Origin of the sequence: Streptomyces sp. NPDC052016, from assembly GCF_044548445.1 — a bacterium.
Lineage (GTDB): Bacteria > Actinomycetota > Actinomycetes > Streptomycetales > Streptomycetaceae > Streptomyces.
This window is the reverse complement of the sequence record NZ_JBIUBX010000001.1, coordinates 185,261-208,897: the sequence shown is the minus strand read 5'-3', so window position 1 is coordinate 208,897 and position 23,637 is coordinate 185,261. Positions and strand designations below refer to the sequence as shown.

At 73.3% G+C, this 23,637-nt stretch carries 23 protein-coding genes and 1 pseudogene; 10 read left to right on the top strand and 14 right to left on the bottom strand.

The window, feature by feature from the left end; translation table 11 throughout:
• Positions 1 to 20: 20 nt before the first annotated feature.
• Positions 21 to 689, bottom strand: coding sequence for a nitroreductase (locus ACIHAR_RS00910; RefSeq protein WP_400015669.1), 669 nt, complete (start codon positions 687 to 689; stop codon positions 21 to 23).
• 144 nt (positions 690 to 833) lie between these two features.
• Between ACIHAR_RS00910 and ACIHAR_RS00905 the strand changes: the two genes are divergently transcribed.
• Complete coding sequence (locus ACIHAR_RS00905) at positions 834 to 1,484, top strand: NAD(P)H-dependent oxidoreductase (RefSeq protein ID WP_365456389.1); 651 nt, start codon at positions 834 to 836, stop codon at positions 1,482 to 1,484.
• A 335-nt stretch (positions 1,485 to 1,819) separates the two neighbouring features.
• On the opposite strand, the gene ACIHAR_RS00900 is transcribed toward ACIHAR_RS00905, so the two are convergent.
• Positions 1,820 to 2,305, bottom strand: coding sequence for a MarR family winged helix-turn-helix transcriptional regulator (locus ACIHAR_RS00900; RefSeq protein ID WP_400015667.1), 486 nt, complete (start codon positions 2,303 to 2,305; stop codon positions 1,820 to 1,822).
• A gap of 192 nt (positions 2,306 to 2,497) precedes the next feature.
• On the opposite strand from ACIHAR_RS00900, the gene ACIHAR_RS00895 reads away from it, so the two are divergent.
• The gene (locus ACIHAR_RS00895) at positions 2,498 to 2,632 is read left to right on the top strand and encodes a hypothetical protein (protein ID WP_400015664.1); all 135 of its coding nucleotides are present in this window, start codon (positions 2,498 to 2,500) and stop codon (positions 2,630 to 2,632) included.
• A 361-nt stretch (positions 2,633 to 2,993) separates the two neighbouring features.
• On the opposite strand, the gene ACIHAR_RS00890 is transcribed toward ACIHAR_RS00895, so the two are convergent.
• From ACIHAR_RS00890 to ACIHAR_RS00875, 4 genes and pseudogenes are all read right to left on the bottom strand, one after another.
• The gene (locus ACIHAR_RS00890; RefSeq protein ID WP_400015662.1) at positions 2,994 to 3,647 is read right to left on the bottom strand and encodes a class I SAM-dependent methyltransferase; all 654 of its coding nucleotides are present in this window, start codon (positions 3,645 to 3,647) and stop codon (positions 2,994 to 2,996) included.
• The gene (locus ACIHAR_RS00885) at positions 3,644 to 5,773 is read right to left on the bottom strand and encodes a SpoIIE family protein phosphatase (protein WP_400015660.1); all 2,130 of its coding nucleotides are present in this window, start codon (positions 5,771 to 5,773) and stop codon (positions 3,644 to 3,646) included. The genes ACIHAR_RS00890 and ACIHAR_RS00885 overlap by 4 nt, the downstream gene beginning before the upstream one ends.
• Positions 5,774 to 5,777: 4 nt before the next feature.
• On the bottom strand, positions 5,778 to 6,206 hold the full coding sequence (locus ACIHAR_RS00880) for a hypothetical protein (RefSeq protein WP_400015658.1): 429 nt from the start codon (positions 6,204 to 6,206) through the stop codon (positions 5,778 to 5,780).
• Positions 6,207 to 6,315: 109 nt separating this feature from the next.
• A pseudogene (locus ACIHAR_RS00875) lies at positions 6,316 to 7,196 on the bottom strand (AraC family transcriptional regulator N-terminal domain-containing protein).
• Between ACIHAR_RS00875 and ACIHAR_RS00870 the strand changes: the two are divergent.
• Positions 7,078 to 7,941, top strand: coding sequence for an SDR family NAD(P)-dependent oxidoreductase (locus tag ACIHAR_RS00870; protein WP_400015656.1), 864 nt, complete (start codon positions 7,078 to 7,080; stop codon positions 7,939 to 7,941). The pseudogene ACIHAR_RS00875 and the gene ACIHAR_RS00870 sit on opposite strands and share 119 nt — an antisense overlap.
• On the opposite strand, the gene ACIHAR_RS00865 is transcribed toward ACIHAR_RS00870, so the two are convergent.
• Positions 7,826 to 8,161: a hypothetical protein gene (locus ACIHAR_RS00865; RefSeq protein ID WP_400015654.1), complete on the bottom strand. Its 336-nt coding sequence runs from the start codon at positions 8,159 to 8,161 to the stop codon at positions 7,826 to 7,828. The genes ACIHAR_RS00870 and ACIHAR_RS00865 overlap by 116 nt on opposite strands.
• Before the next feature lie 130 nt (positions 8,162 to 8,291).
• Between ACIHAR_RS00865 and ACIHAR_RS00860 the strand changes: the two genes are divergently transcribed.
• Complete coding sequence (locus ACIHAR_RS00860) at positions 8,292 to 8,789, top strand: aminoacyl-tRNA deacylase (protein WP_400015652.1); 498 nt, start codon at positions 8,292 to 8,294, stop codon at positions 8,787 to 8,789.
• Positions 8,790 to 8,830: 41 nt separating this feature from the next.
• On the opposite strand, the gene ACIHAR_RS00855 is transcribed toward ACIHAR_RS00860, so the two are convergent.
• Complete coding sequence (locus ACIHAR_RS00855) at positions 8,831 to 9,283, bottom strand: SRPBCC domain-containing protein (RefSeq protein WP_400015650.1); 453 nt, start codon at positions 9,281 to 9,283, stop codon at positions 8,831 to 8,833.
• A gap of 474 nt (positions 9,284 to 9,757) precedes the next feature.
• Here ACIHAR_RS00855 and rox point away from each other — a divergent pair, with 474 nt between their 5' ends.
• Both rox and ACIHAR_RS00845 read left to right on the top strand, forming a co-directional pair.
• On the top strand, positions 9,758 to 11,194 hold the full coding sequence (gene rox, locus ACIHAR_RS00850) for a rifampin monooxygenase (protein WP_400015648.1): 1,437 nt from the start codon (positions 9,758 to 9,760) through the stop codon (positions 11,192 to 11,194).
• Positions 11,195 to 11,625: 431 nt separating this feature from the next.
• Positions 11,626 to 12,810 carry a PP2C family protein-serine/threonine phosphatase gene (locus ACIHAR_RS00845; RefSeq protein WP_365456413.1) on the top strand — a complete coding sequence of 395 codons (1,185 nt, stop codon included), beginning with the start codon at positions 11,626 to 11,628 and terminating at the stop codon, positions 12,808 to 12,810.
• A gap of 165 nt (positions 12,811 to 12,975) precedes the next feature.
• Here the strand turns inward: ACIHAR_RS00845 and ACIHAR_RS00840 are convergent, their stop codons facing one another.
• The 3 genes from ACIHAR_RS00840 to ACIHAR_RS00830 form a co-directional block, all read right to left on the bottom strand.
• Positions 12,976 to 13,143: a hypothetical protein gene (locus ACIHAR_RS00840; protein WP_365456416.1), complete on the bottom strand. Its 168-nt coding sequence runs from the start codon at positions 13,141 to 13,143 to the stop codon at positions 12,976 to 12,978.
• Between the two features lie 74 nt (positions 13,144 to 13,217).
• Positions 13,218 to 15,350 carry an MMPL family transporter gene (locus tag ACIHAR_RS00835; RefSeq protein ID WP_400015646.1) on the bottom strand — a complete coding sequence of 711 codons (2,133 nt, stop codon included), beginning with the start codon at positions 15,348 to 15,350 and terminating at the stop codon, positions 13,218 to 13,220.
• 129 nt (positions 15,351 to 15,479) lie between these two features.
• The gene (locus ACIHAR_RS00830; protein ID WP_400015643.1) at positions 15,480 to 15,989 is read right to left on the bottom strand and encodes a MarR family winged helix-turn-helix transcriptional regulator; all 510 of its coding nucleotides are present in this window, start codon (positions 15,987 to 15,989) and stop codon (positions 15,480 to 15,482) included.
• 125 nt (positions 15,990 to 16,114) lie between these two features.
• On the opposite strand from ACIHAR_RS00830, the gene ACIHAR_RS00825 reads away from it, so the two are divergent.
• Together ACIHAR_RS00825 and ACIHAR_RS00820 are read left to right on the top strand one after the other, a co-directional pair.
• Positions 16,115 to 17,635 (top strand): SDR family oxidoreductase, encoded by a 1,521-nt coding sequence (locus tag ACIHAR_RS00825; RefSeq protein WP_400015642.1) that lies wholly within the window; start codon positions 16,115 to 16,117, stop codon positions 17,633 to 17,635.
• A 69-nt stretch (positions 17,636 to 17,704) separates the two neighbouring features.
• Complete coding sequence (locus ACIHAR_RS00820) at positions 17,705 to 19,069, top strand: cryptochrome/photolyase family protein (RefSeq protein WP_400015640.1); 1,365 nt, start codon at positions 17,705 to 17,707, stop codon at positions 19,067 to 19,069.
• A gap of 30 nt (positions 19,070 to 19,099) precedes the next feature.
• Here ACIHAR_RS00820 and ACIHAR_RS00815 read toward each other — a convergent pair whose 3' ends face one another.
• Together ACIHAR_RS00815 and ACIHAR_RS00810 are read right to left on the bottom strand one after the other, a co-directional pair.
• Entirely contained in the window at positions 19,100 to 19,924 is an 825-nt protein-coding gene (locus ACIHAR_RS00815) for an SGNH/GDSL hydrolase family protein (RefSeq protein ID WP_400015638.1), read from the bottom strand.
• Positions 19,925 to 20,132: 208 nt separating this feature from the next.
• Entirely contained in the window at positions 20,133 to 21,041 is a 909-nt protein-coding gene (locus tag ACIHAR_RS00810; protein WP_400015636.1) for a LysR family transcriptional regulator, read from the bottom strand.
• A 171-nt stretch (positions 21,042 to 21,212) separates the two neighbouring features.
• On the opposite strand from ACIHAR_RS00810, the gene ACIHAR_RS00805 reads away from it, so the two are divergent.
• Positions 21,213 to 21,908 carry a type 1 glutamine amidotransferase domain-containing protein gene (locus ACIHAR_RS00805; protein WP_365456437.1) on the top strand — a complete coding sequence of 232 codons (696 nt, stop codon included), beginning with the start codon at positions 21,213 to 21,215 and terminating at the stop codon, positions 21,906 to 21,908.
• A 2-nt stretch (positions 21,909 to 21,910) separates the two neighbouring features.
• Positions 21,911 to 22,468 (top strand): TetR/AcrR family transcriptional regulator, encoded by a 558-nt coding sequence (locus tag ACIHAR_RS00800; RefSeq protein WP_400015634.1) that lies wholly within the window; start codon positions 21,911 to 21,913, stop codon positions 22,466 to 22,468.
• Between the two features lie 95 nt (positions 22,469 to 22,563).
• Here the strand turns inward: ACIHAR_RS00800 and ACIHAR_RS00795 are convergent, their stop codons facing one another.
• Positions 22,564 to 23,574, bottom strand: a complete 1,011-nt coding sequence (locus ACIHAR_RS00795) for a MerR family transcriptional regulator (RefSeq protein WP_400015632.1) — start codon at positions 23,572 to 23,574, stop codon at positions 22,564 to 22,566.
• Positions 23,575 to 23,637 lie beyond the last annotated feature (63 nt).

The following is a 23,637-nucleotide window of genomic DNA, read 5'->3' as shown; positions in this document are numbered from 1 at the left end:
GCGGCCGAGAGCCGCGGCCATCAGCAACCGTCGACGAACGTGACCGTCTCGTCGAGCGGCGCCCGGCCCGTACGGGTGTAGCCCACCGTGGTGTCCTCGAACCCGATCGACATGCCACAGAAGAGGAGGAGCTCCTCCGGCGGCGACAGGACCTCCGCGACGGTCCTGCGGTACTTCGCCCACGCCATCTGTGTGCAACTGTGCAGCCCTTCGGCGCGGAGCAGCAGCATGACGGTCTGCACGTACATGCCGACGTCGGACCACTGGGCCGAGCCCATGTCGCGGTCGATGTAGAAGAACAGGGCGGCGGGGGCGCCGAAACAGTCCCAGTTCGCGGAAGCGGCCCGCTGGCGCGCCTCCAGGTCCTCGCGGGCGATACCGAGTGCGCCGTAGCGCTGCTCGCCGAAGGCGGATCGACGCTCGCGGTACGGGGACTTCAGCGCGGGCGGGTACTGCTCGTACTCCGGCTCGTCCCAGGGGTCACCCGAGGTCAGGCGCTCGCAGGCGCGCTTCTTGAGCTCGGCCAGCGGCCCGCCGGTCAGCACGTAGACGTGCCACGGCTGGAGGTTCGACGCGGACGGTGTCCACGCCGCGGCACGCAGCACACGCTCCAGCACCTCCCTCGGAACTTCCCGGTCGGTGAAGCCGCGCACTGCCCGACGGCTCGTGACCGCCTCGTAGACGTCCACGTTCGTCCACCTCCACGCTCAACGCTTCCAGTCCGTTGCACTTGCGATGGTATCATTCAATACCATCTCGTGTTTGACTATCGCTGACACGAATCTTCAGTCCCCCTGGTTCCCCGCCTCGGGCACCGCTCCTTGGAGAAAGCCATGGCCACGCTTCTGCACATCGACTCGTCCGTGCTCCCCGGTGAGGCGTCCTCGTCCCGCTCGGTCGCCGCCGCCTTCCGGAAGTCCTGGGAGGAGCAGCACCCGGGAGGCACGGTGATCCACCGCGACCTCGCCGCCGACCCCGTCCCCCACATCACCGCCGCCGCCTGGTCCGCCGGGTACGCCTCCCCGTCCGAGCGCACCCCGGAGCAGTCCGCCGCGTTCGCCGCCCGCGTGAAGCTCATCGAGGAGCTGGAGCAGGCGGACGCCGTCCTGATCGGCGCCCCCATGCACAACTTCTCGATCCCGTCGACCCTCAAAGCCTGGCTGGACAACGTGCTGCTGCCCGGCCGCACCTCGGGCGAGACCCCCTCCGCCCAGGGCACCCCGACCGTCGTCGTCGCCAGCCGCGGCGGCTCCTACGCGCCGGGCACGCCACGTGAAGGGTTCGAGTTCGTGCAGACCTATCTGGAGGCCGTCCTCAAGGACACCCTCGGTCTGGACCTCGCCTTCATCGTCCCGGAACTCACCATGGCGCCCCGGAACCCGGCCATGTCCACGCTGGTCCCCCTCTACGAGGTTTCCCGCAAGCGCGCCTTCGAGGACGCAGCCGCCAAGGCCGAGGAACTCGCGAAGCGCCTCGCGGTGTAAGTCCCGGCCCCACAGATCCGCAGCCGCCGTGTGACGCCTCGCCCGCAGGGCGTCACACGGTGCCCTCGTCTCCGACGTCCTCCGACGGTGACCGCGGTGCCCTGCCCCTGCGGGCCTCCTGGGGATTCACCGACCGATGGGCCCGAGGTCGAGACGACGGCGACGCGTGCGGGGGTGAATAGCGCCCGCGCTTGCACGCCGCGCACCGGCGACCCGGCCGACGCAGCCCCTTCGACGGCCGCAGCGCCCCACGCCGGGTCGCCGCGCATCCCGCATGACGTGCGAGCGCGCGCACGCGGCAGGCAGGCAGGCAGGCAACCGACGCGTCGGCGCGCCTACGCCTCGTCGACCGCGGGATAGGCGAACCGGGTGAGCAGGTTCGTCAGCTGCTCGGCCTCGCCGGCATCCATTTCGGCAACCAGACGCTCAGCCAGCGACTCCGCCGCCACATGAGCTGCGTCGAACAGCTCGAGTCCCTGTGGCGTGATCTCCACCGCGCGCACCCGCCGGTCCCCCGGAACGGTCTTGCGTACGGCCAGCCCCTTGCGCTCCAGGTCGTCGACGACGCGCATGATGCCCGCCTTGTCCGCTCCCGTCGCCGCCGCCAGGTCCCGCTGCACCGTGGGCCCGCGGTCGACCAGCACGATCAGCACGGCGAAATGCCGCAACTCGATGCCGAGCGGCCGGAGTGCCTCCGACATCACCGTGGCCGCGCGCATGTGCGCCCGGCGCAGCAGCAGACCGAGAGCGAAGGGCGACGCGTCCCCGGGGCGGCCGGTCGCCCGCGGGACGCTGGTTCTGGGAGGGACGTCGGCTGTCATGAGGTCACACTACAGCCACCTGTTCACTCGATACGGTTTCATGTGAAATGAAATCCGGCTATGTCCCTCCAACACAGGCCGTGGGCCCGGACACCGCGATCCGGGAAGTCGGCCTGAGCTCGGTGTGAAGCCGCGGTCTCAGCGCCCGCCGGCACCGTTCGGCCGTTCGCGCTCTCGCGGGAGGGCGGCTCGATGGGCGCCAGTGGTTGGGACTACGTCACCACGTTCGACGGGGACGTCGAGACGGCTGTGGCAGCTTTGCAGGACAGGGTGTTCCAAGAGGAGTACGGCGACGGCGCCGACCACCGCAGCCTGGAGGACCTGTAGGAGGACGAGGAGTTCATGGGGAACGAGGGCACCCATACGATCCTCGACATCGACAGAGTCGTGGCCACGGATGACCCGCCGGCGCAATTCCGTCCCTCCCGAGGAACTCGTCGCGGCTGCCCATGAGGCCACGATCCACGAGGAACACGTACGGAGCCCGCTCGGCGAGTGTCGGATGCGGTGGACCGGGTGTTACGTCGTTCTCTCCTCCGATGACAGGCCCACTCACCTGGGAATCTTCGGCTTCTCGGGCGATTAGGACCCACCCGGTCGATCAGGTGGCTGCCCGCTGTTCGGGTACCTGCGGCACCGCGCCGGCCGGCACACCGCCTGGCTCCGAACGTGATCGACCGGACAAGTCCTACGTTCTGACGGCGCTCAGCTGCGCCGCCCTCGCCGCCATGCGGGTCGGGGGGTCCCAGGTCCAGGTGCGGACCGAGGTGAAACCGGCCCTCTGGGCGGTGGCAGCGAGGGTGCCGAGGTCGGTGGGGAGCCACTTCTCGTGGGTGGAGAGGACGAGGCGGCCGCCGGGGCGCAGGACGCGGTGGAGCTCGGTGAGGGTTGCGGGGACGTCGGGCCAGAGCTGGACGTTGTTGACGGAGATCACCACGTCGACGGAGGCGTCCGGTTCGCCCGTGTCGGCGGCAGTGCCGGGGGCGAGGCGAAGGCGCCCGCGGGCGATCAGGGGTGCGCAGCGTCGGCCGGCCATGGCCAGCATGACGTCGGACGGGTCGACGCCGATGACGTGGGCCGAGCGGCGTGCGGCGGCTGCGAGGCCGACGCCGGGGCCGGGGCCGACGACCAGGACGACCTCCTGTTCGGCGGGCGCGGCGAGCGCGACGGCATGGCGTTCGGTGGCGGCGTTGCCGTGGGCCATGAGCCGGCCGCCGACACGGCCGAGCAGACCTCTGGGCAGACCGAAGCCGTTGACCAGGAGCCGCCCCGTGATGCTCCGCAAAGGGGCGTCACCGCGCCTGAAGGGATAGGAGCGCTCGGGTCCGCAGTCGGTGTTCATCGCGGGTGGATGAGGAGGAGGGCGATGTCGTCGCAGCGGGGGGCTGACTGCCGGGCGTGCTGGATGAGGGTGTCGGCGAGGTCATCCATGGTGTGGCGTTCGGCTCGGGTGAGCTGGTCGGCGAGGTCCTGTGTGGCGTCGTCGAGGTCGATGCCGACGGCTTCGACGAGTCCGTCGGTGTACAGGGCGAGCACGGAGCCGGGCGGCAGGGTGATCTCGGTCGTCGGATAGTCGGCTCCGGGGTCGATGCCGAGCAGGAGTCCGGGAGGCAGGTGGAGGACTTCGGTGTGCCCGTCGGGATGACGCAGCAGCGGGGGCGGGTGGCCTGCGGTGGCCAGGCACGCGGTGTGCCGGGCCAGGTCGAGGTGGGCGTACAGGCAGCTGGTGAACAGGCCGGGGTCGAGGTCGTTGAGCAGGCGGTTGGTGCGGGCGAGGACTTCGCCGGGTGGCGCGCCGGCGGTGGCGTGGACGGCGGTGCGGACCTGGCCCATCAGGACGGCGGCGTGGACGTTGTGGCCCTGGACGTCGCCGATGGCCGCGGCGGCCGTCGTGACGTCGAGGCGGATGAGGTCGTAGAAGTCGCCGCCGATGCCCACGCCGTGGCCGGCGGGGAGGTAGCGGGCGGCCACCTCCAGACCGGGGATGCGGGGCAGCGTCTGGGGCAGCAGGCCGGCCTGCAGGTTCTGCGCGAGGTGGTGTTTGGCGTCGTAGAGGAGGGCGCGGTCCAGGGCCTGGGCGATGAGCCCGGCGATCGAGATGAGGCCGCCGCGTTCCTCCGCGCCGAACGACTGGGGCCGGTCGTAGGCGAGGACGAGCGAGCCGACGGGGCGGCCGGAGGTGATCAGCGGCAGGAAGACCCAGGCCGCCATGCCGTCCCGCAGGAGAGCCCGTGGATACGCGCGCTGCAGTTCGGCGGAGGTGGCGAAGAAGTCCGGCACGCCGGTGTTCAGCACCTGCACGGCGGGGGTGTCCGAAGTGAGGGGGACGCCGTCGACACGGTCCATGAGTTCGGCTGCGTAGCCGCGGTAGCCGATGACCCGCAGTCGGCCCTCCTCCGCGGTCATCAGCGCCATGGCCCTGGCGCCGGCGGCGGGCAGGACGTGGTCGGCGACGCGGTCGACGACGTCCTGCACTCCCACGGCCTCGGTCAGCGTGACGGCCAGATGCATCAGGTGGTACAGATCCCGCGCCCGGCTCGGCGCGACGGGAGGCGCGGGGTGCAGCACCTTCGCGGTGGCCGGGGTGGGGACCGAAGCGGCGGGGGCGATGCGGACGCTGATGCCCGAGGCATCCGGGTAGAGGTGAAAGGACAGCCATCGGTCGGGTGGGCGCAACGCGGTGAACGATGTGGGCTGTCGGCTGAGGACTGCGGCACGGTAGCGGTCCTTGAACACCGGATCGCCCAGCCACGGCAGCGCCTGCGGGGGAAGCGCGCCCAGCAGATCGGACGCCTCGGCGCCCACGAGGTCCGCGGCGGTGGCCGTGACGAAGGTGATACGGCCGTCCATGTCCAGCGCGCAGCAGCCACCCGGCAGGCGCTCGGCGAACTGGACAGAGGCCCGGGTCCCGGACTGGGCCGACTCGGCTGAAGGGCTGGGCTCCGGAGGCAGCACGCGTGGCTCCGGCCCCGGCAGCACGGGGCGGCCGTCGTCGGCGGCCTGCTGCAGGAGCGCGCCCAGACGGCCACAGGCGTCGATGATCATCTGGCGCTGCCGCGGGCTCAGTCGCGGTGTGGGTGCGGGGGGCCAATGCAGGACCAGGCCGCCCCAGATGGTGGTGTCGGTGGTGATGGGTGCGGCGGCCAGCGCGAAAGGGTAGGGCAGAACGAGCGCGAGCTGCGGATAGCGGCGGGCCAGCTCCTCCTGATCTCCGACCCACAGCAGGCGTCGTTCCCGCACGGCGTCGGAGATCGGGGTCGTGGCCTCCACGTCCACCCGCGCCCAGGGCGCGGCGATCTGCCACGAGACACCGCTCAGCAGCGCGAGGCGCAGCACCTGCCGGCCCGCCGGCAGCAGGTACACGGCGCTCACGTGGGCCCCGGTCTCCCGCGCGACCTGGGCGACCGCGGGATCCAGCGACTCCAGGCCGCGGCCATCCGAGGGATCCGCGCTGGCGGCGTCCGGCACGCTCTCACCTTCCCTCGCACGCACCGGGTGGAGAACCGCGCGTACGCCCGTAGCGGCCCCGGGCGGCCTCCGCGCTGATGCCCAGGCCGGCGCCGATCTGCGCCCAGCTCGCTCCGGCCCGCCGGTCGGCCAGCACCGCAGAGTGCACCAACTGCCCGGCCAGACCGGGCACATGGGCGACGGCGGTACAGTGGCGGCCCGGCGCTGCTTTCCCCCGCCAGGGTGCGTCATCGGTGTGCTGGGCCGCCGCCCGCACGTGGGCGAGCAGCTCCGCGCCGACGAGCACCATCTCCTTCCGCGCCTCCGCGGCCGCCCGCCAGCGCCTGCGGGCGCGCCAGGCCGCCTGCCGGTGCGCCGGGTGGCAGTACCGGCGGCCGCGAGCCGCCGACTCCGGCAGCGGGTCGCCGCACCAGCCGCAGCGAGCATCACCCATGTACGGACAGTACGCCCGCTGTGATGTGACGGCATCCCGGTGCTCTCCGACGCGGGCTCGGGCAGCGTTACGGGCCAGTGACGCGCTCCTCGTCCGTTGTCCCGCCGGCTCAGGGAAGGACACCTGCCGGTGTGCGTACGCTCTGGCGCAGACGGGCGGCGTCCCGGCTCGGTGGCGCACCGAGCCGGCGACGGTACTCCCGGCTGAACTGCGACGCGTTGTCGTAGCCGACGCGCCGGCCGACTCCGACGACGTCGCCCGGGTGGGTGGCGAGCGGCAGCCGGGCCTCCTGCAGCCGGATCTGCTTCTGGAACTGGATGGGGCTCATCGCGGTCACCGCCCGGAAGTTGCGGTGGAAGGCGGAGACGCTCATCCCGGAGAGGCGTGCCACGTCCTCGCCCCGGAAGGGCTCCGCGTAGTGCTCGCGGATCCAGCGAACGGCCCGGGAGACATGGCTGAGGCTGCTGTCGGCGAGGCCGAGCTGCCGAACCGTCGCGCCCTGTGGGCCGGTGATCAGGCGCCACAGGATCTCGCGCTTGACCATCGGGGCCAGTACGGCCCTGTCGCGGGGCTCGTCGAGCAGGCGCAGCAGCCGGACCACCGCGTCCAGCAGCGCGGCAGGAGCGTCGCTGACGACGATGCCCGGCGGCGCGCCCCCACCGGTGCGGGGGGTGTCTCCGGGCTCCGCCCGCAGCAGCAGCTCCGCCACGGCGGACGGTTCCAACACGAGGCCGAACCCGAGTGTCGGCTGCTCGGGGGCCGCCTGGGTGAAATGGCCGGTGACGGCAGATCGACGGATGCGACCAGGTACTGACCGGCACCGTACTCGGGGACCAGGTCGCCCAGGGCGAGTCGTTTGGCGCCCTGGGCGATGACCGCCAGCACCGTGCCGGACATCGAGGGCGCCGGCGGATCCGGCCGGTCGACCCTGGAGAGGAGGACGCCGTCGATGGCGGTGGTCCAGTCGGGCCGGGCATGCCGGGCCAGCAGGGCCGTCGCGCTGCCGCTGGACGTCGGCGAGACCGGCCCTTTCGCGGCCTTCCGCGACACGGTGGCCGAGGTGCTGCGCGACACCTGGCAGCCTGACACGTTCGACTACCTGGTGAACAACGCCCGTCTCGCCCAGGCATCGCTGATCGAGGACACGACCGAGGAGACGGTCGACAGGCTCATGCGAGCACTGCTCAAGGGACCGTACTTCCTGACGCAGAAGCTGCTGCCGCTGATGACGGACGGCGGGGCCATCCTCAACACGAGCAGCAACGCGACGTCGACCGGCCTGGAACCCGGCTACTCGGCCTACGCGTCGATGAAGGGGGGACTGGACGTGCTCACCCGGTACATGGCCGAGGAACTGAGCGGGCGGGGCATCCGCGCCAACGCCGTGTCGCCCGGGTCGACCCGCACCCGTCTCGCCGACGGCGCCTCCACCCGGTTCCCCGAGGTCATCCCGGCCCTCGCCGCGAAGACCGCGCTCGGCCGGATCGGTGAACCCGGCGACATCGGGGCGGTGATCGCCACACTGGTCTCCGACGAGAACCGCTGGGTCACCGCCCAGACATCGAGGTGTCGGGAAGGGAACCGGGTCCGGTGCCCGGCACCCACGGCCGCGGCGACGATCACTCCGGGTGGGCCACCGCCTGCTTCTGCAGTTGCACCGCCGCCAGCAGGCTCAGCTTCGGCTCGGCCTGGCGCAGCGCCTTCACCGCCGCGACCGAGGCGATGTCCCCCGTGAAACCGACGGCCTCCAGCCGGGAGCGGACCCAGCGGGCGCGCAGCTCGGTTTCGGTGGCGGCCGCGGTGGACTCGACGAGCGCGGCGGCGCGTTCCAGGCCCGGGCGTTCCTCCGGCGGGGCGTCGGCCAGCGCCTGGCGCAGGGCCGCCGCGACCATGTCGGCGTCCCGGATGACCAGCACGGCGTTGTGTTTCTTGTTCAGTCCCGCGAATCCCGACATGTGGATCATCGTGGCCGTCATGTCCACTGACCGCCAAGCGACTTGAGGAGTCTCAGAGGCTCGGGTCCGTTCGCGGTGCCGTCCGTCGCCGCGACCGGCCGGAGGCGCCGCGCACGGTAATCTCGGCGAGGTGATCGATCCCGTACCGGCCGGCCCGATCGACGTCCTCACGGCGCTCGGCGCGCGCTTCCGGCTGCACGAGCATCCGGACCTGGTCGTGCCCTCGGAGGTGTGCGTCGCGCTGGGCGTTCCGCTGGAGCGGACCGTCAAGACGTTGGCCTTCGTCACTCCCGAGGACCACCTCGTGCTGGCGGCACTCCCCGGCCACGCGAGACTGCGGTACGGCGCGCTCGCCCGGGCGGTCGGGATCCGCCGTGTCGACCTGGCCCCGGCAGGGGCCGGCCGGCTGGCGAGGGCCGGCATGCGGCCCGGCGGGGTGTGCCCCGTGTCCGCGGACCGCTCCGCCCTGGTGGTGTTCGACGAGACCGTGCCCGGCCTCGGCCGCGTGCACTGCGGTAGTGGTCGGCCCGACAGCAGCATCGAGATCGATGTGGCGGAGCTGATGGGAGCCCTCCCGACCGCCGCGACGGCGCCGATCGCTGACTTCCCGGCACCTCGGCGGGCATGACCGTCCGTCGGGCCATCGCTCGTCGGCGAACTGACGGAGCTTCAGTTGCTCGCCTCGTCGGTCAGGAAGGCGCTCAGGCCGTCGAGGAGCATGGTGCTGCCCTGCTCGGCCATGTCGCGTTCCTCGGCGGTGTCGCAGGTCTGGTGGAGCACGATCTGCGTGTGGTGGCCGTCCTGTTCGGCGAGTTCCATGGTCATGGCCAAGGGCTCGGGCTTGCCGGGTACGTCCATGCCGACCACCAGACGGCGGTTCTCCGCGACCTCGAGGTAGGAGCCGGTCAGCGGGAACCGACCGCCGTCGGGGGTGACCATCGTGGCCTTCCAGGCTCCGCCCGGCCGTACGTCCATCTCGACGGACCCGGCATCGGCGTTGGCCCACCGGGCGTACTGCTCGGGGGTCGTCCATGCCTGCCACACCTTCGCCGCGGGGGAGGCCAGCGCGCGGGTCAGTGTGTAGGAGAAACCGTCGGCCGCGGTGGTCTGCTCGGTGCTCATGTGTTGTCGTCTCCTCGTCTCCGGCTCGTTCGTGCTGTCGCATCTGTGGACACCCGCGGCCGCGGAAAGTCATCGGTCCATTGGAATTCCTTCCGGAGCACGCGGAGCCGTGGGCTTGGTGGCGTGCCGGCGACGTCCTCGTGGAGTGGTGCCTGCGGTCCGGCCATGGCGTTGAGGTTCGGCCATGCCGCAGGGGCTCGGCCCACCGATGGCGTTCGGCTATGCCCCAAGGGTTCGGCCGTGCGGCCGGCGCTCGACCGTGCCGCAGGGGGTTCGGCCGTGCGGCCGGCGTTCGGCGATCCACCGCACTGCGTCGTACGACGCGCCCCGGCCCCCGACATGACGATGGGCAAGGGGGAACACCCGCTCCTTGCCACTCTCAACGTATAGCGCACAGGGGGGCTTGCGGCAAGGCCCCGGTCGTGCCGGAGAATTCCCGGCCGAAGGCGATGACCTGCGGAAATGGGGGCTGTGATGATCGATGTGATCGTTGCCGGGGGCGGACCGACCGGGCTGATGCTGGCCTGCGAGCTGCGGCTGGCCGGGGTGCGAACGATCGTGCTCGAGAAGTTGGCCGAGCCGACCGGACAGTCCCGCGGGCGCGGCCTGCACGTGCGCAGCGTCGAGATCATGGACCAGCGCGGGCTGCTGGCACGGTTCCTGGCGGTCAGTGAGAAGTTCCGGGCCGGTGGTCTGTTCGGCGGCATCGCCAAACCGTGGCCGGACGGGTTGGACACGGCGCACCCCTACGGCCTCGCCACCCCGCAGCCGGCCACCGAGCGGCTGCTCAACGAGCATGCCCTCGAACTGGGCGCCGAGATCCGGCGCGGCTGCGAAGTGGTCAGGCTGAGTCAGGACGACGACGGGGTGACCGTCGAGCTGGCGGACGGCACGCGCCTGCGCTCGCGCTACCTCGTGGGGTGCGACGGCGGCCGCAGCACGGTGCGCAAGCTGCTCGGCGTCCGGTTCCCCGGTGAACCGTCCACGGTCGAGACGCTGCTGGGGGACATGGAGCTGACGGAGGATCCGGCGACGGTCGCGGCCGTCGTCGCGGAGGTCCGCAAGACCCAACTGCGGTTCGGCGCCGTGCCCGACGTGGACGGCAACGAGGGGGTGTACCGCATCGTCGTACCCGCCGACGGGGTGTCCGAGGACCGAACGACCGCGCCGACCCTGGAGGAGTTCAAGCAGCAGCTGCGGAGCGTCGCCGGCACGGACTTCGGCGCGCACTCACCGCGCTGGCTGTCCCGGTTCGGAAACGCCACCCGGCAGGCCGAGCGCTACCGGGTGGGCCGGGTGCTGCTGGCCGGCGACGCGGCGCACGTCCACCCGCCGACCGGCGGGCAGGGACTCAACCTCGGCGTGCAGGACGCGTTCAACCTCGGCTGGAAGCTGGCCGCGGCGGTCAACGGTTGGGCGCCGGAAGGGCTGCTGGACAGCTACCACGCCGAACGACACCCGGTGGGCGCCGCCGTCCTGGACAACACCCGTGCGCAGATCACGCTGCTGGGGACCGATCCGGGGGCCACGGCTCTGCGGGAACTGTTCTCCAGGCTGATGGACGTCGAGGAGGTGAACCGGTACGTGACCGGCATCATCACGGCGGTCGACGTCCGCTACGACTTCGGCGAGGGCCATGAACTGCTCGGCCGCCGGATGCGGGACGTGGAGCTGAAGCGGGGCCGCCTGTACGAGCTGATGCACGGCGGTCGCGGCCTGCTGCTCGACCAGGCCGGGCGGCTCTCGGTGGCGGGCTGGGCGGATCGGGTCGACCACGTCGTCGACGTCAGCGAGGACCTGGACGTGCCCGCGGTGCTGCTGCGGCCGGACGGGCACGTGGCGTGGGTCGGTGAGGATCAGCGGGAGCTGCTCAGCCGGCTGCCGCAGTGGTTCGGCGCTCCCGTCGGCTGAGAGGTACGCAGGGGTTGGCCTGCGCGACCTCCCGCCCGCCACGGCAAGGGCGCCCGCCGGCGGGCCAGTGGGGACGAACGAGGGTCAGGCCGTGCCGCATCTGGTCCCTGTCGAGGTGGGGAGAGGCGAAGAACCCGGCGAGGAACTCCTGTGCGGAGTCCTCCTGGAGCCGGCCGATCAGCTCGCCGGTGAGCGCGTCGGGGCCGAGGCCGCCCACCGGACGGCCGAGTCGGCGCCGTCCAGGCAGCCCGTGAGTCACCGGGCACCGTGGGCAGTCGCGCCGGCGCCGGTGGGGGTCCGCGTCCGGGCGCCGTCGGTGTGCCGGCGGGTTCCGCTACGGGCCGCAGGAGGGAACGGCCGAGCGTGCGCGGAGGCGTGGGCGGTGTGAGACTGCTGTCGGGCCGATCGAGAGGTGAGGTGGTGGTGGCGGCGTGTCGCCTCAGCCGCAGGAGGAACCGCTGGAGGTGTTCCTCGCCGACCGGCGCAACCTGACCGCCGATCTGTCGACGGCCGTCGCGCGCTGTTCCAAGGCTCTGGGGCTGCAGCACGCCGTGGTCTACCTCGCCGATCTCCAGCAGCGTCACCTCGTGCCGCTCACCGATGTGGCGTCCACCCTTCCGATCGACGGCTCGCTGGCCGGCTGGGCCTACCGCACGGAGTCCCTGCGGGTGGAGGAGTCGGAGACCGGGGACGTCGTCACCGTCTGGTTCCCGCTGCTGGACGGGGCCGAGCGGCTGGGCGTGCTGGCCGTCCACACCTCGGCCCTCACCGCGACCACCCTGGTCCGCGGCAAGGCGCTGGCCGGCCTGCTGGCCATGATGACCACCTCGAAACGGACCTACAAGGACACGTTCGTCCGGCGTACGCGCACCGAGGCCATGGAACTGCCGGCGGAGATGCTGCGCGCCTTCCTCCCGCCACGCACCATCGGCACCGCGCGCGCCGTGTCCACGGCGGTCCTCGAACCGGCCTACTCGATCGGCGGCGACGCCTTCGACCACGCGCTCACCGGCTCGATGCTGCACGCTTCCGTCTTCGACGCCATGGGGCACGACCTGGCGTCGGGGCTGACCACCGCGGTGGCGCTGGCCGCCTGCCGCAACGCACGCCGCACCGGAGTGGACCTGCCCGGCCTCGTGGAATGCGTGGACGACGCACTGGCCCAGTGGCTTCCGGACCAGTTCTGCACGGCGGTCATCACCCAGCTCGACCTGGAGAAGGGCGTGCTGCGGTGGAGCAACTGCGGTCATCCTCCGCCCCTGCTGATCCGGGACCAGCAGCTCATCGCCGACGCCATGGTGGGCGAGCCCGAGGCGCCCATGGGCCTGGTGACGCTCCTCGCCGCGCGGCCCCGGCGCACGCACACCCTCCAGCTCGAACCCGGTGACCGCGTGCTGCTCTACACGGACGGGGTGACCGAGGCGCGTACGCACGACGGCTCCCTGATGGGGCTGGAGCGCTTCGCCGACTACGTCATCCGCGCCACGGCCACCGGCGAGCCGGCGCCGGAGACCCTGCGCCGGCTCATCCACTCCATCCTGGATTCGCAGGACAACAGTCTCCGGGACGACGCGACGATCCTGATGTTCGAATGGCAGCCCGCGCAGCGACGTTGACCGGACACGGTGCGGAGCACCGGGCCGGCGTGCCGTTCCCCGCCCCCTCTCCTACCGGCCACGACCCCGCTTCGCGGCGTGGTCGGCGAGCTGCTGGAGCGGCGGGGAGGCGGCACGGCCGCGTGGCAGGTCGCCGGTGGACGGGGGCCTGCGGCCCCCGTCGGCTCACTCGTCGTCGCCGGCCGGCTCGACGACGAGGAAGGCGTCCGACTTCAGATCCATGACGACCGTCGCGGGCTGTCCCTCGGCCCTTCGCCTCGCCGCGTACTCCTCCGCCGGCCACGATCCGCGCGGAGCTCCCGCAGGAAAACGCTCCAACACCTTCGCGCCCATAGCGGCAGACACCTCCCGTCTCGGAACGGACAACTCCCTTCCTCTGCGCCTTCCCTGGATCGGCGCGGGCATGTTCACGCCCGTTCGGCCGGTTCCCCGCCGCCCGTGGCGCCGCTGCGGCTGAGCCGTCCCGGCCACCAGGCCCGCCGCCCGATGTCCCGCGCCAGGGCGGGCACCAGCAGGGAGCGCACCACGATCGTGTCGAGCAGTACGCCGAAGGCGATGATGAAGGCGATCTGCGCGAGGAAGGCCAGCGGGATCACGCCGAGCGCGGCGAAGGTGGCGGCGAGCACCACGCCCGCGGAGGTGATGACGCCGCCCGTGGTCACCAGGCCGCGCCGGACGCCTTCGCGCACGCCGAGCAGCAGGGACTCCTCGCGGACCCGGGTCATGAGGAAGATGTTGTAGTCGACGCCCAGCGCCACCAGGAAGACGAAGCCGTACAGCGGCACGGAGGGGTCGGTTCCGGTGAAGCCGAAGACGTGCCGGAAGACGAGGGCGGAGACGCCCAGGGTGGCCAGGAAGTTCAGGGCCACCGTGGCCACGAGCAGGGCGGGCATCAGCAGTGAGCGCAGCAGCACGGTCAGGATGAGGAAAATGATCGCGAGGACGACGGGCACGATCAGGGTGCGGTCCCGTTCGGCCGTGCGCAGGGTGTCGTACTGCTGGGCGGTGTAGCCGCCGACCAGGGCGTGGGCGCCGGGTACGGCGTGCACGGCGGTGCGCAGCCGCGCCACGGTGTCCTTGGCATCGTCACTGTCGGCCGCCGCGCGCAGGATGACGTCGACACGGACCCGGCCGTCGACGACGAGCGGCTTGCCGCCAAGCTGTCCGGAGGCGCCGACCGGTGCGGCGGAGGCGACGCCCTCGGTCGTCTCGGCCGTCGCGACCACGCGCTCGAGGCGTGCCGCGTCGGCGATGACCACCGTGGGATTGCCCGAGCCGCCGGGGAAGTGCCGGGCGAGCGTGCGTTGGGCGGCCACCGACGGGGCGTCGTTGACGAAGGTCTCGTCGAGCGGGACGCCCCGGGAGGCGAGGGTGGGTGCGAAGGCGGCGCAGGCGAGGAGGCCGGCGAGCGACGCCGCCCAGACCGCGCGGGGAGCCCGGTCGACCAGGTCGGCGACGCGGTGCCAGATGCCGGCGCCGGCGGTCGGACGGTCCGCCGGGCGGGGACCCGCGGGCCAGTAGGCGGCGCGGCCGAGGAGGACGAGGACGGCGGGCAGGAAGGTCAGGGTGCTGACGACGGCGGAGGCGATGCCGATGGCTCCCACCGGTCCCAGGGCCCGGTTGTTGGTGAGGTCGCTGAGCAGCAGGGCGAGCAGTCCGAGGGCGACCGTCGCGGCGCTGGCCACGATGGCGCCCCAGGACTGCCGCAGGGCGGCGCTGGCGGCGGTGAAGCGGTCGGTGCGGGAGGCCAGTTCCTCACGGAAACGGGCGGTGAGCAGCAGGGCGTAGTCGGTGGCCGCGCCGATCACCAGGATGGAGAGGATGCCCTGGACCTGTCCGTCGACGCGCACCACGCCGTGGTCGGCGAGCGCGTAGACGACCGCGCAGGCGAGACCGAGGGCGAAGACCGCGCCGAGGATGATCACCAGGGGGAGCAGCACGCTGCGGTAGACGAGCAGCAGGATGACGAGGACGGTGGCCAGCGCGACGGCGAGCAGCAGGCCGTCGATGCCGGCGAAGGCCTCGGACAGGTCCGCCTGGGTCGCGGCCGGCCCGGCCAGGTGGACCGTGGTGCCGGGGACGCGTTCGGCGGCGGCGCGGATGCGGTCGAGGGCCGGGGCGAGCTCGTCGCCGAGGTCGGTGCGCAGGGGAACCACGCCTTCGATGGCCTTGCCGTCCTTCGAGAGGAGCGCCGGCGAGACCTGTCCCCTGACGCCCGGGGCGTCGGCGAGGGAGGCGAGCGCCCGGTCGGCGGCCGCCCGCCGGTCCTGGATGCCGGTGTCGTCGGCCGCGGTCGCGGCGCCGGTCCCGGTCGCCGTCCAGACGACGATCGCCGGGAGCGTCTCGTCCTGCCGGAAGGCCCGTTGCGCGGTGATCACCTCGGTCGACTCGGCGCTGCGCGGCAGGAAGGCGGCCTGGTCGTTGGTGGCGACCTCTCCCAGGCGTCCGGCGTACGGGCCGAGGACGCCGCCGACGCCGAGCCATACGGCGACGAGGAGGAGCGGCACGAGCCGGCGGGCGCGACGGGGGGTGATGGACATGGTTCTCCCAGGAGAGATATCTCGACGAAAAACAATCTCAATGATTGAGTTAGTTGCCGCGAGAGATCGTAGACGGCACTCGTCCTTCCGCGGGTACCCGGTCCCCGGATGCGCCGCACGGGCCTGTTTTCAGCGGCGGCCGGGGGGCGTGATGGCGGAGAGCTCCTCGCACATCGCCGTGAGGAAGCGCAGCACCACCGTCAGCTCGTCCGCGGTGAAGCGGGACCGGGCGGCCTCGGTCGCCTCGGCCAGCGGCCGGAAGTGGGTGCGGGCGGCCGACCGGGCGTCGGCCGCGTAGTGGAGGTGGACCACGCGCCGGTCGGCGCTCTCGCGGACCCGTCGGATGTGCCCGGCGCGTTCCAGCCGGTCCACGCACGCGGTGACGGCCCCGGAGGTGAGTCCGAGGTGTTCGCGCAGGCGCTTGGGGGTCATCGGCTCGTCGGCGTCGAGTATCGCGGCGAGCGCCTGGACGTCCGTCGCGTGCAGGCCGTGGTCCCCCGCGAACGCGTGCACGAGCCGGTTGATCTCGCCGTTCACGCGCCTCAGCCGGACGGCGAAGGCGTGCAGGTCGGTCGGTGCCTCCGGCGCGTCCGGCTGATCCCCGCGCGCGTGGAGCTCACGGTCGTTCGCTGTGGCCACGCGGTCAGCGTAGTCGCTGCGCACGATCACCCGATCGGGAGCGGTACCCCCGGCGGCCGCATCCGCGAACCGCTGCCGGGGGGAAGTGTTGTCCGGGGGACGTCGAGGCGAAGGACCGAGGACCCATGACCGCAGACGGCGACAACGGCCGGGCGCCGCTCGCCCTCGTGACCGGCGCCACGGGGTACATCGGCGGCCGGCTCGTCCCGGAGTTGCTGGCGGCGGGCCTGCGGGTGCGCTGCCTGGCCCGCTCCCCGGAGCGGTTGCGCGACCACCCGTGGGCCGGCGAGGCCGGGATCGTGCGTGGGGACGTGACGGACGCCGCGTCGGTCGCGGAGGCGATGCGCGGTGTCGACGTCGCCTACTACCTGGTGCACGCCCTGGGCCGGGGCAAGGACTTCGAGGAGACCGACCGGCGAGCCGCGCGGATCTTCGGGGAACGGGCCCGTGCCGCCGGGGTGCGCCGCATCGTCTATCTCGGCGGCCTCACCCCGGCCGGCGTGCCCGAGCGGGAGCTGTCGCCTCACCTGCGCTCCCGCGCGGAGGTCGGTCGCATCCTGCTCGGCTGCGGCGTTCCCACCACGGTCCTGCGGGCGGCGGTGGTCATCGGCTCCGGCTCGGTCTCGTTCGAGATGCTGCGCTATCTCACCGAACGCCTGCCCGTCATGGTGACCCCGAGCTGGGTGCACACCCGGATCCAGCCCGTGGCGGTGCGGGACGTGCTGCGCGCCCTCGTCGGCAGTGCCGGGATGCCCGCCGACGTCAACCGGTCGTTCGACATCGGCGGCCCGGAGGTCCTGACGTACCGCGACATGATGATCCGCTACGCCACCGTGGCGGGCCTGCCGCGCCGGCTCATCCTCCCGGTGCCGGTGCTCACCCCCGGCCTGTCCAGCCACTGGGTGGGCCTCGTCACGCCCGTGCCGGCCTCCATCGCACGGCCGCTCACCGAGTCGCTGCGGCACGAGGTGGTCTGCAGCGAGCACGACATCGCCCGGTACGTGCCGGATCCCCCGGGCCACCCCGTCGGCTTCGACGAGGCGGTGCGGCTGGCCCTGCGGCGCGTGCGCGACGCCCAGGTCACCACCCGCTGGTCCTCCGCCTCCCTCCCCGGCGCGCCCAGCGATCCGCTGCCGACCGACCCCGACTGGGCCGGCGGCAGCCTGTACACCGACTGCCGCGAACGGTCCGTGGACGCCTCGCGCGAGGCTCTCTGGCGGGTGATCGAGGGCATCGGCGGGGACAACGGCTGGTACTCCTTCCCGCTCGCCTGGGCGGTGCGCGGTTGGCTGGACCGGCTGGTCGGCGGAGTGGGGCTGCGCCGGGGCCGGCGGGACGCGGCCCGGCTGCGCGTCGGCGACTCGCTGGACTTCTGGCGGGTCGAGGAGATCGAGCCCGGACGCCTGCTGCGGCTGCGGGCCGAGATGCGGCTGCCGGGCCTGGCGTGGCTGGAGATGTACGCGGAGACGGACGGCGCCGGCCGCACCCGCTACCGCCAGCGCGCCCTGTTCCACCCGCACGGGCTGCTCGGCCAGGCGTACTGGTGGGGCGTCTCGCCCTTCCACGCGGTCGTGTTCGGCGGCATGGCCCGCAACATCGCCCGGGTCGCGGCGGCGGAGGAGCCCGTGCCGCAGACCGCCGTCTGACCCCGCATCCGACGGGCGCCCCGCGACGGAATCACGGGCGGCCCTCCCACCTCGTCCGGAGTCATCCCCATGAACGTCTCGGTCGTCCTGTTCACCTCCGACCTGCGCCTGCACGACCATCCGCCGCTGTGCGCGGCGCTCGAGGGAGGCCGTGAGGTCGTGCCGCTGTTCGTGCGGGACCGGGCCGTCGACGACGCCGGTTTCGCCGCCGCCAACCGGCTGGCGTTCCTGGCCGACTGTCTGCGGGACCTCGACGCCGGGTTGCGGCAGCGGGGCGGGCGGCTCGTCGTCCGCTCCGGGGAGCTGATCCGGGAGGTGTGCCGGGTGGCCGCCGAGGCGGGCGCCGACGAGGTGCACCTGGCGGCGGACGTGAGCGCCTACGCCCAGCGCCGTGAGGATCGGCTGCGGCGCGCGCTGGAGAGCGAGGGAGTGCGCCTGCACGTCCACGACGCGGTGACGACCGTCGTCGCGCCCGGCACGGTCACCCCGTCCGGCTCCGACCACTTCGCCGTCTTCACGCCGTACTACCGGCGCTGGGCGGAACGGCGGCCACGGGACCTGCTCGGGGCGCCCCGCAGCGTGCGGGTGCCGGAGGGGCTCGGCTCGCAGGAGCCGCCGTCGTACAAGGGCGTGTCGGAGGACCTGGCCCCGGGCGGCGAGACGGAGGGCCGCAGGCGGCTGGCCACCTGGCTGCGCCATGGGGTGTCCGCCTACGAGGACCGGCACGACGACCTTGCGGGCGACGCGACCTCCCGGCTCTCCCCCCATCTGCACTTCGGCACCCTCTCCCCCGTCGAAGTGGTCCACCGGGCGCGCGCGGTGGGCGGTCCGGGCGCGGAGGCGTTCGTGCGGCAGCTCGCCTGGCGCGACTTCCACCGCCAACTGCTGGCCGCCCGGCCGGACGCGTCCGTCGCCGACTACCGCCCGCGGTACGACCGCTGGCGCACGGAGCGGACGGCCCGCGCGGACATCGAGGCATGGCGGGAGGGCCGCACCGGCTACCCGGTCGTCGATGCGGCGATGCGGCAACTGCTCCACGAGGGCTGGATGCACAACCGGGGACGGCTCCTGACCGCGAGTTTCCTCACCAAGACGCTGTACGTCGACTGGCGGATCGGCGCCCGGCACTTCCTGGACCTGCTCGTCGACGGGGACGTGGCCAACAACCAGCTGAACTGGCAGTGGGTCGCGGGAACCGGCACCGACACCCGGCCCAACCGGGTCCTCAACCCCGTCACCCAGGCCAGGCGCTACGACCCGGACGGGGCGTACGTCCGGCGCTGGGTGCCCGAACTCGGCGGCATCGAGGGCCCGGCGGTGCACGAGCCGTGGAAGCTGCCGGGGCCGGACCGGGCGGCGATCGACTACCCGGATCCGCTCGTCGGGCTGCCGGAGGGGCTGGCCAGGTTCAAGCGGGCCCGCTCGTACGGCTGACGGTCCGTACGGGGGTCGCGTCGCCGGGGGTCATAGGGGCGACGCGTCCGCCTCGCCCCGCCCGGACGGGCCGGCGACCGGCAGCAGCCCCGGTCGTTTGGCCGTACGACCGTCCCCGGAGGAACGGCCCCGCAGGCGTCGGCCGAGCCAGGGCCCCAGGAAAGCGGCGGCCCAGCGCAGTTCGGCGACGCCGGCCCGCCACCCGGCCGGGGCGGAGGAGTCCGGGGCGGGCAGCGGATGCGTCCAGGAGTCGTCGCCGCCCGGCAGGCCCAGGGCGTGCGCCACGGCGGCGGCGATGCGGGCGTGGCCGAGCGGTGAGGCGTGCAACCGGTCCGGGCTCCACAGGCGCGGGTCGGTCACCACCGCGTGGCCCGCCGTCTCCGCTACGGCGACACCGTGGCGGCCGGCCGCCTCGCGGATGCGGGCGTTGAGGGCGAGGACGCGTGGGGTGAGGGGGCGGGCCAGCGGGGTGAGGCGGGCGGCGTCGGGGAAGGTCACGGTGGCGACGCGGGCGCCCTGCGCGGTGAGCGCGGCGAACACGGCCTCCAGGTGGCCGGCGACCTCGTCGGCGTCGAAGCGGGGGCGCATGAGGTCGTTGACGCCGGCCACCACGGTGGCCAGGTCGGGCCGGAGGGCGAGGGCGGGGCCGAGCTGCTCGGTATGGACCTGGCCCGCAAGGCGCCCGCGCACGGCCAGATTGGCGTAGCGCAGGCCGGGGTTGTGGTGGGCGAGGTGTTCGGCGAGGCGGTCCGCCCAGCCGCACAGCCCGATGCCGTCGTCGCCGTCGCCGAGCCCCTCGGTCTGGCTGTCGCCGAGGGCCACGTACCGCGCGTACCGGATCTGCGTGCTGGTCATGGGCGGTCCCCTGTTCCCCGGATCGATCTGCCGCCCGCAGCATAGTCACCTTTTTGAGTATTCATATAGGTGCACGGGGAACCTCTGTCCGCGCCCCCGCCCAAGCCTCTGCCCGTGCCCAGCCCCAGCCTCTGCCCCTGCCTCTACCCCGGCCCCGGCCCCGGCCCCGGCCCCGGCCCCGGCCGCAGTCTCTGTCTCTGTCTCCGCCTCACCAGCTGCGGCCCGCACCCAGCAGAAGGTCGCGGACGCGCTTGACGTCCGGGTTCTCCACGGCGCCGGGACGCTGTACGAGGAAGGCGGTGTTGATCGGTGGGTCGTCCGGTTCGTGCAGGACGACGAGGGCGCCCGAGGAGAGCTCGTCCAGGCAGAGGTAGCGGGGCAGCACGGTGAAACCCGCCCCGGCGACGACCGCGGCCTGCACCCCGCGCAGGTCGGGCACGGTCACCGCGGCGGGGCCGGACAGCCGCCGCCCGAAGACATGCCGCCAGTAGCGACGGGCGATCGGCAGGTCCTCCGCGTACGTGACCAGGGGCACGGAGTGGAGCGCCGCGGGCAGGTCGGTGGCCGCCCGGTCGCGGACCCGCTCGGCCCACACCGGCGCGGCGACCAGCACGAACTCCTCGTCGGCCAGGGGCGCCGAGGTCAGGGCGCGGCCGCGCGGGCGGGTCGTGGCGATGACGAGGTCGTGCCGTCCGGACCGCAGTTCGTCGAGCAGCGCGTCGGTCAGACCGGTCGACACGCGCAACCGGACCCCGTCGGCCACCAGCGGGGCCAGGGCGGGCAGGACGCGGGTGCACAGCAGTTCGGCGGGGCCGGCGAGGTGCACGGGGTCGGCCCGGCCGACCGCCGCCGGATCCGGGCCGGCCACCGCGGCGAGTGCGTCGAGCGGGGCGGCGACCCTGGCCGCCAGCTCGTCGGCGACGGTCGTGGGGGCCACGCCGCGCGGTAGCCGTTCGAACAGCTCCCGGCCGGCCTGCCGTTCCAGAGCGCGCATCTGCGTCGTCACCGTCGGCTGGGACAGGCCGAGAAGCTGCGCCGCGCCCGTGAAGGAACCCGAGCGGTACACCGCGAGGAAGGTGCGCAGCAGGTTCAGGTCCAGGTGATGGGTGTGCTCCACCGGCCCCAGTATTCCGGCCGTCCCATTGTCTTTCCAATGCCAGTCATTGGATTCCCCATTGGTTCCCTATGGAAGATCCGCCTACTTTCTAAGACGTCGACAGGCTGACGCTCCGCATCGAGAACGTCAGGAACGTCGGCCAACACCCCTTCGCATCGTGGGAGACACACCATGGCCAAGATCCTTTTCGTGATGACCGGCGCCGACCACTGGACGCTCGAGGACGGCACCCGGCATGCCACCGGCTTCTGGGCCGAGGAGGCCGTCGTCCCCTACGAGGCCTTCCGGGCCGCCGGTCACGAGGTCGTCGTCGCGACGCCCGGCGGCGTCGTCCCGCCGGTGGACAAGGGCAGCCTCGCCGCCGAGGTCAACGGTGGGCAGGAGGGAGCCGACCGCGTCGCCGCCGCGCTGGACACCATGACAGAGCTGCGCCACCCGGTCCGCCTGGAGGACGTCGATCTCGGCGACTACGCGGCCGTGTTCTACCCCGGCGGGCACGGTCCCATGGAGGACCTCGCGGTCGACACGACCTCCGGCCGGGTCCTGGTCGAGGTCCTGGAGTCGGGCAAGCCCCTCGGGGTGGTCTGCCACGGGCCGGCCGCGCTGCTGGCCGCGGTGAAGGAGGACGGCTCCAACGCTTTCGCGGGCTACCGGGTCGCCGCCTTCACCAACGCCGAGGAGCTGCAGGCCGGTCTCGGCGAGAAGGCCCGGTGGCTGCTCCAGGACCGGCTGACCGAGGCGGGCGTCGACGTGCAGGTCGGCGAGCCGTGGGCGCCGAACGTGGTCGTGGACCGCTCCCTGGTCACCGGCCAGAACCCCGCGTCCTCCGCGCCGCTCGCCGCCGAGCTGCTGAAGAAGCTGGGCTGACCGTGGGCGCCGACCGGCTCACCGAGGTCCTGGACGCCACGTACGAGTGCCTGACCCGGTACGGCGCGCGGCGGACCACGATGGACGACATCGCCTCGACGATGGGCGTGTCCCGGTCGGCTGTCTACCAGTACGTCCGCAACAAGGACGACGCCTTCCAGCGGGTCGCCGCCCGGCTCCACGAGCGGGCCCTGGAGCGGGCCAGGTGGGCGGCCGCGGCGGAAGACGTCCCGTACGCCGGGCGGGTGCCGGGCGTCCTGGCCGCCAAGCTCGATCTGGCTCTGCGGCTCGCCGGGGACTCCCCGCACACCGCCGAGCTGCTCGACGGGAAGGGCCGCCGCTTCGGTGGCCTGTGCGCCAGGTTCCGCGCGGATCTGCGTGGTCTGCTGGTCGGCCTGTTCACGGAGGCCGGAACCGTGGACGGGGTCGCTCCGGCGGAGGCGGCGGACATCTGCCTGGCGCTCGTCGTGGGCCTGGAGGACGTGCCGGACGCCCGGCGCCTGCTGGGTCCCGCGGCCGACGCGCTGGTGGCGGGGCTGCTCGGCGAGGAATCCCGCTGACGCCGGGCGACAGCGGGACTGTTCGGCGAGGAACCCCTCCGGCCGTTCGGCGCTGGGGTCATCCGCCGACGCGGGAATCTTCCGCTGCCGCGGCGTCACGCGAGCGCCGACGGGCCGACGGACTCCGGTCCCGGCGGCTGCGCCCCGGACAGAACCTCCAGCGCCTCCCGCAGCCCGGCCGGCCGCGGCATGCCCGGCACCGCGCGCCCGGCCCAGCCGGGACCGCCGAGCACGACCGTCGGCCCGCGCCGCGCGCCCCGCACGCCCCACCGGGTGTCGGCGACGTGCCGGGCGAGCGCCAGGCTGGCCGTGGAGCGCGCCTGGGCCCACAGGACCACCGCGACCGGCCCCAGACGCTGGACCGCGGCTGTCAACGCCTCCGCGGGCACGGCGGCGCCGAACATGCGGGTGCGCAGACCGAGGTGGCTGAGCCCCGCGTTGAGCGCCTCCAACGGCAGGCTGTGCTGCTCGCCGGGGACGCAGGCCAGCACCACGGGTCCCGGCGCGCCGGCCCCCTCCCCCGGCGCGGCCGGCCCGGTGGCACGGCGCAGGGCGGTGGAGACGTGCCAGGACAGCAGGTGCTCGACCTCGACGTACCGGTCACCGGACGACGCCCACTTGCGTCCCACGGCGTGCAGCGTCGGCACCATCACCTCCTGCCAGGCGACGGTCAGCCCGTGACGTTCGACGGCCGCGCGGAGGTGGTCCTCCACGGCCGACGCGTCCAGCCGTACGGCGGCGCGGGCCAGGCCGCGGCACTCCTGGCGCACGTCGCCCCCGAGGGGCAGCGCCCCGGCCGCCCCGGACGGACCCGTGCCGGACGGCGCCGGTTCGGTCCACGGCTGTGAGCGCTCCCCCGCCCCTTCCCGAGCGACCCGCGCCGCCTCGGCGGGCGGCACCCCGGCCGCCGTCAGCCGGCACATCTCCTCCAGCACGGCCACGTCGCCCGGCTGCCAGCGCCGGTGCCGTCCGTCGGCGCGGGCCGCGGGCCCGATGCCGTACCGGCGGTCCCAGGAGCGCAGCGTGGTGGGCGCCACGCCCAGTCGGCGGGCCAGTGCACCGGTGGTCAGGCCCGCGTCGGCGCCGGGGCTGGGGAACTCGCGCATGGTCCCGACGATACGACGCGGAATCGACGCATGTTGAGGCGCCGAGGTCACGACTCGCACGAT